The sequence below is a fragment of the Kitasatospora sp. NPDC057904 genome, from assembly GCF_042887925.1.
GTDB lineage: Bacteria > Actinomycetota > Actinomycetes > Streptomycetales > Streptomycetaceae > Kitasatospora.
In genome coordinates, this window is record NZ_JBHVOL010000044.1 from 24,305 (window position 1) to 30,304 (window position 6,000).

Below are 6,000 nucleotides of genomic sequence, written 5' to 3' on the forward strand. Positions count from 1 at the left end.
GCGGTGGTACCTGCGGGCGTACCTGCGGTGGTGTCCTCGGTGGTACCTGCGGTGGTGCCTACGTGGAACCCGGCGCGGCTGGTCGACGGCCTTCGGCCGGCCCCGCAGGTCGCGGCCGGCACCGCCGGACGCGAAAAGACCACCAGCCCGCCGCAGGCGCGAACCCCGAACCGACCAACCGGCCACGCCCACCAAGACCGGGAAGGAGAAGGGGTTGTCGGCATTTCCGGCCTGCTCCACTTGGGCTCTGACCTGGTGCGATACCGTACCGGAGCAGTTCGTCGGGTGCCCACAAGACACCCGGGTAGGTACCCTGCAAGGCGCCTGGCAAGGTGTCCGAGAAGACGCCTCACAAGATGCATGGCCGGTCAGCGGAGGGCCGGGGCTGCGTCGGCGTCGATCAGGCCCTCCTCCAGGGCCTGGCGCACCAGCAGGACGGCCAGCTCGGCGGTGCTGGTGACCAGGGGGCGGCTCCGGTCGGCCGGGTCGGCGACGAAGCGGCCGTCGACCACCAGGGCCCAGCCGTCCAGGCGGGCCGCGCCGTGTTCGATCCAGGCGAGTGCCCGGCCGGCCTTGCGGACGTAGAACAGGCCAGGGGCCCGGGTCCACCCGGCCAGGTCCCAGCCCGGCTGCTGCATCGGCGTGCTGATGTTCTGGATGAGGTCGAACCGGCCGAGGCCGCGCAGGTAGGGCTCCGGCGGGACGCTCGGCGGATTGTCCGCCTTTTGGCGGGGCAGGGCGACCGGCGCGGCGGGCGGGGCCGGGTCGGCGGCGGCCGGCACCGCGGCGGGCTGCTCTTGGTCGTCGCCGTCGGTCGCGGTTTCGCCTCGCGGGGCGCTGTCCATGTCCGGGATGGTAGCCGCCGAGGTCAGCGCCCGGGTCGGGTTTCGCCCCGCGCGGGGCGAAACCCGAGCGCGGGGCGGGCGAGGACAAGGGGTTCTGCAGCGCGGCCGGGGCGGTTGTCCCGCGCGGTGCTGCACGCCGAGGTGAGGGTGCAGCAGGTGCAGCGCGGTCCGGTGCTGCACGTGGCCGGAGCCCGGCGCCGGGCGGCAGCGTCGGCAGCGGCCAGGACGGATCCGGTACCCAGGTCGGCCAGCCGCCGGCGAACGGCCCGTTGCGGTCGTCCAGCATGGCGATCGCCCGGCCGCGGGCCTGCTCGATCTGGCGGCCCACGCAGTCGTCGACCACGCCGAGACGGCGCAGCTGGGCGTACTCCTCGGTGTCCTTCCAGTGGTGCCCTGACAGGTCGGGGTTGACGACGAGGCCCGCGAGGTCCGCGGTGACGTCGCAGGCCTCCACAGCGTCGACGAGCGGGGCAGGCAGCGGGCCGCCGGAGGGCACGGTGTCCTCGGCGCCCTGCTTCGGCCAGCACCGTCCCCGCCTGACCGGCCCCTGACTGGCCCGATATCAAACTCACCAACGGGCGACTCGACCAGCTCACCGCACTCGGGCTCGACTGGCACTGACCCGGTCAGGCCCGACGCCTCACGTTTGGATACAGCGGCATCACAAGACGGGCGTCAGACGTACGGTGAGTACTCCACATCCTGGTCGAGGCGTACGACGATGCGGATGTTGAAGTTGTGGCCGTCATTGTACCAACGAGTCCAGTCGGCATGACCGTTGCCATGCGCGTATGTGTACATCTTGCCGAAGTCACGGAAGTACCCGTCGCTGAACGGGCCGCCCTCCAGGTAGGCCGTGCAGTGAAAGCCGGGGTCAGCTGTCAGGTGCCCCTGCACTTGGAACCCGTTGCCGCTGCCACGCGCAGTGAGCCACCCGAGACACGCGTCATGACCCGCCCACGTGTACGTGTTCGTAAGTACGTGCGACGACGGTGCGGCAATCGCCGACCCCGCTCCCGTGCTGAGGGTCGCGGTCGCCACAGCAGCCACGGCCATTGCCCTGAACTTCTTGGACATGTTCCCCCTCTTTCAAGCCGTGCCGGTGCCTGCACGGCTGAACTACCGTCCTCTGCAGCCTAGTTGCTCAGAGTGCCAGTGGCGCTTCATGAACGCCATACGGCAATGGCAATTGTCAGGCCAACCAAGGGAAGCAGGCGACCAAGGTCGTACTGCCTCCACCCGCTGTGGCTGCGCTGGTCGGGGCGGTGGTGTCGGTCATCGTGCAGTGCCTCTCCTGTCCTTTGAACGGGCGCCGTCCCGTCCGGGGTGGGCCGGGACGGCGGGGTGCGGGGTGGGTCATCCGGCAACGGTCTCGACGTGCCGGTGGAACACGTCCGGGAGCGCGGTCTGCTGCTCGGTCAGCCTCCCCTCGGTGCGGGCCGCCCGCGGCCGCGTCGGGCCGGAGGGCCTGGCCGAGGACGGCGCCGACGTCCGGGTACAGGTGGAGGCCGGCCGCGTCGGCCGCCGGCAGCCACACCACCGGCGCCTGGCCGGGGTCATCCTGCTCGACCAGGGCGACGGCCACCGCCAGGTGGGCGATGAAGACCAGGTGCCGGCGCCGGAACGGCACGCTCTCGCCCGGCCGCTCGGTCTCCTGGTCCTGGACCAAGCGGAGCACCAGCGGGTCGGGCAGCACCGCCAGGTCGAAGCCGAGCTCCCCCAGCAGCTCCCGGGAAGGAGAGCTGTACTCCAGCCGGGGCCGCCGTGACAGCGCGGTGCTCGGCATCGTGCGGTCGGCGGCCGGCTACCCGTTCCCGAGGCCCTGGTCGAGCGCCAGGCGCAGCAGGGCGAGGGCGCCCTCGGCGCCGGGGCAGCGCAGGGGTTCGCCGCTGGCGGCGTCGGCGACGAGGCTGCTGTCGATCAGGGCGGTCCAGGTTCCGCGCTGGACGTCGTACTCCTCGATCCAGCCGACCGGCTGGCCGCCGTGCTGGAGCTCCTGGACGCCCGGGTGGTCGGGCCAGGTGAGGTGGACCAGGCCGTCGTCGAGCGCCTCGCGGTCGGGGTCACCGAGGCCGCGGTCGGAGGGCACGCTCCAGCCGGTCGGGCGCTTGAGGGCCAGGCGCTGCACGCCGGGCATCGCCCGCTCGGGGCGCAGCTGCTCGGTGTGCGTGCGGTGCAGGACGTCCAGGGCCTGGCCGACCGTGCGGTGGGTACTGGTCCCGCTGGCCGGGTCCGTCAGGACCACGGCGGCCTTGGAGCCGCGGTGCTTGGCGGCGATGTGTCCGGCCTGTCCCCACGGTCCGTCCGGCAGCGGCGCGGTCCAGCCGATCGGCCGGCCCCGGTAGAGGAGCTGGTGGACGTCCTCGGCCCGCGGGTCGTCCCAGGAGGCGAGCAGCCAGCCCTCACCGACCGTCAGGTCCAGGTCGTCAAGGCGGTCCGGCTCGCCGAACCGGAGCGTCGGGATCATGCACGCCGCACGGCGCAGCGCCTCGAAGGCCTCAGCCCACTGGCCAACATCAAGCAGGCCCGGCCTACGAACAAAGCAGTCCGGCCGCGCGTGCCGGCACCACGGTGCCGGTGTCGCCCGGAGCCGGGCACCCGGCTCCGTCGGAACCGACGGAGGCGGCTGCCCGGATCACCCAGGTGCGGGAGACCCACCGGCGGCACAGGCGGTGCAGCCAGATCGGAATGCTTCCGGCGCAGCGCCGCCAGCGCGTCCTCGACGCGCTCAGGCCGCGAGCCGTACGCAGCGCCGGTGAACATCGAAGAGGCAGCCGTAGCACACCGGCATACGGCGGCCCTCCCGGCGCTGGAGAGCAGGCCGCGGGCCATTGTGCGTCCGATCCCCAGATTCAGTCGCTTCAGTCCCTGCCATACCGCTGAGCTGTGTAAAGACGCAGTGACCGAAGCGCCGAGACGCTTCACAAGAGGCCGGCGCCCGCTCGAAGGGCGAGCGATCCGGCGCCGTCAGCCCGCCTGCCGCAATCCGTCCCCGGCACCGAAGACGTCATCGAAGCGATGCGCCCGCAACGTGCTCACCAGGCAGTAGGAACCGCCAGGATGTTGATGCCCGTAGCCGCTGTAGGACGCCACCTCCGACGGGGTCAGGACCCTGAGGTCACCGAAGACGTAGTACAGCGGCACGGACACTCCGATGGCCGTGAACTGCAGCCCCGCCAACAGGCTCTTGCGGGAGACGGAGAAACGATGGGAGTCCGTACTTCCCAGCGAGGTCTTGGCGTCGATGCACACCACCTGTGCGCCACGCGCGGCGATCATGTCGGGCAGCTGCCGCAGCGGCGAGTCCGTCAGGCGCAGCGCGGCCTGGACCGCTGGCGGATAGGTGCCCTGGCCGAACGGGTGGACCGTCCAGCCACGGCGTTCGAGTTCGTGCATGACGTGCTGTTCGTGCTGGTCCCCGATCGCCTTGCGGTGGGTCCAGTCGGCCACGCGGCCCTCCCCTTCAACACGCGTTCGTAGCACCAAAACCAGTGCTTCCGTACTACGAGGCTACCCGCTAAGCTGACGCCATGTCGGCATACGTTGACCCACGTTTTCGTCCCACGCTCTGGCCCGGCACCGCGATCCCCGTCCCCCCGCTCGTACGCCGCATCAAGGACGTGCGGATCAAGGGCGACTGGCTGCTGTGGACTCCGGTCCCCCACGACCGCGAACTGGTCCACCTGCCCGACGACTTCTACCTGCGCGAGCTCATGGAACTGCGCGCCGACGACCTCGAAGGCGCGGCAGCGCTGTACGCGTCCTACGGGTCGCTCTTCGGTGCCGACCGGGAAGACCTCCACATCGACACCCCGGACCTCTGGGAAGAACTCCAGAAGCTCCCGGAAGCCGACAGTGACGAGCAGCCCTACCCGTTCGCCGTGCACAGGGACGTCATCAGGATCTATCTGGAGACCGCCCAGGACGCCGTTGCCACCTGGATCGCCTGCCAGCGTGAAGGCGGTCTTGAAGCCCTGGTCGAACCCGAGATCACCGAAGAGGCCCTCACCGACAGCCAATCAGAGAACCTCGAGGTCAGCGAAACGCCGTGGCCGCATTCCCTCGAGCACCTGCGCGAGCTCGTCATCGATGACCACATCCACGCACTCGAACAGATGCTGAACAGGTCGCTGGGCCGGTTCAGCATCGGAGTGGGAGACCTGGCCGACCGCTCCCCCACCGTCCTGTCGGTGGCCTTCCTCCAGTTGTACAACCACCTCGTAGAGGAAGCCCACGTCCGCCGCTGCGCCAACGACAACTGCGGCCGCGACTTCGTCCGCCAACGCGGCCGCGCCGAATACGGCCAGCACCGCACCACCGGCGTCAAATACTGCTCCCGCGAATGCGCCCGCGCCCAAGCCCAACGCGACCTCCGCCGCCGACGCCGCACCACCGCCACCACCACCCCTTGATCGAATAGCTACTGGCTGAACCGCCACGCGGGCCACATCGGTCACGACGGCGTCCTCGGCGACGGGGCCCCAGCGACGACAGACAGGAAGATGATCGCCCTGTGATTCACAGACTGACCGACGAACCTCTCCCCCGTGCGCAGTGGCTACGAGAGGAAGGCTGGGGCGCCATCACCGACGCCTATGACCGGCTCGGACGGGCAGCCGTCGGCAATGACCGCCCACTGCTCGTCGGATCCGCCAAGGAACTGGTCGAGTCCGTTGCCCGTGTAACGCTCGCCGCGGCGGGAAAGCCCAGCGGAGACAACGCGGACTACCTCCAGTTACTGACATCCGCACACAAGACAGTCGAGCATGCTATCGGCCCGGAGCTGGCTGCCAACGACCCTCTGCGGCAGGTCCCCGAGGCCGCAAGGCGAATGGCGAGCCAACTGCGCGAACTACGCAACCGGTACGGCACGGGACACGGACGCGCGGTCGTCCACACCGTCACCGACGAAGTGGCCGAGGCATCTGTCCACGCGGCACTGATCTGGACGCGATGGGCACTGGCCAGACTGAACATCGTTCTCCTGGGAGCAGTACAGCCCCTCGTCTCCGGCCTCCTCGAGGGCGAGAGCTTCTACGGCGGCGACCTCACACAGCGGCTACTGAGGTTTTCAAGGTGGGGTCGGTGAGGTGAGTGACAGGCCGGTGCCCGTCAGACATCCCTCGATGAGGGTGGACCGGAGCTGGATATGTCG

The 6,000-nt window shown here is 70.1% G+C and carries 7 protein-coding genes; 3 read left to right on the top strand and 4 right to left on the bottom strand.

The window, feature by feature from the left end:
• Nucleotides 1-368: 368 nt before the first annotated feature.
• Both ACFVSN_RS44215 and ACFVSN_RS44220 read right to left on the bottom strand, forming a co-directional pair.
• Entirely contained in the window at nucleotides 369-845 is a 477-nt protein-coding gene (locus tag ACFVSN_RS44215) for a hypothetical protein (RefSeq protein ID WP_387959197.1), read from the bottom strand.
• 675 nt (nucleotides 846-1,520) lie between these two features.
• Nucleotides 1,521-1,922 (bottom strand): hypothetical protein, encoded by a 402-nt coding sequence (locus ACFVSN_RS44220; protein WP_387959198.1) that lies wholly within the window; start codon nucleotides 1,920-1,922, stop codon nucleotides 1,521-1,523.
• 355 nt (nucleotides 1,923-2,277) lie between these two features.
• Between ACFVSN_RS44220 and ACFVSN_RS44225 the strand changes: the two genes are divergently transcribed.
• Complete coding sequence (locus ACFVSN_RS44225; protein ID WP_387959200.1) at nucleotides 2,278-2,613, top strand: hypothetical protein; 336 nt, start codon at nucleotides 2,278-2,280, stop codon at nucleotides 2,611-2,613.
• Between the two features lie 36 nt (nucleotides 2,614-2,649).
• Here the strand turns inward: ACFVSN_RS44225 and ACFVSN_RS44230 are convergent, their stop codons facing one another.
• Nucleotides 2,650-3,312, bottom strand: a complete 663-nt coding sequence (locus ACFVSN_RS44230; RefSeq protein WP_387959201.1) for a hypothetical protein — start codon at nucleotides 3,310-3,312, stop codon at nucleotides 2,650-2,652.
• 500 nt (nucleotides 3,313-3,812) lie between these two features.
• Nucleotides 3,813-4,295 carry a hypothetical protein gene (locus tag ACFVSN_RS44235; RefSeq protein WP_387959203.1) on the bottom strand — a complete coding sequence of 161 codons (483 nt, stop codon included), beginning with the start codon at nucleotides 4,293-4,295 and terminating at the stop codon, nucleotides 3,813-3,815.
• A gap of 80 nt (nucleotides 4,296-4,375) precedes the next feature.
• Here ACFVSN_RS44235 and ACFVSN_RS44240 point away from each other — a divergent pair, with 80 nt between their 5' ends.
• Nucleotides 4,376-5,257, top strand: a complete 882-nt coding sequence (locus ACFVSN_RS44240; RefSeq protein WP_387959205.1) for a hypothetical protein — start codon at nucleotides 4,376-4,378, stop codon at nucleotides 5,255-5,257.
• 101 nt (nucleotides 5,258-5,358) lie between these two features.
• Entirely contained in the window at nucleotides 5,359-5,934 is a 576-nt protein-coding gene (locus ACFVSN_RS44245) for an abortive infection family protein (RefSeq protein WP_387959207.1), read from the top strand.
• The last annotated feature ends 66 nt before the right edge of the window (nucleotides 5,935-6,000 follow it).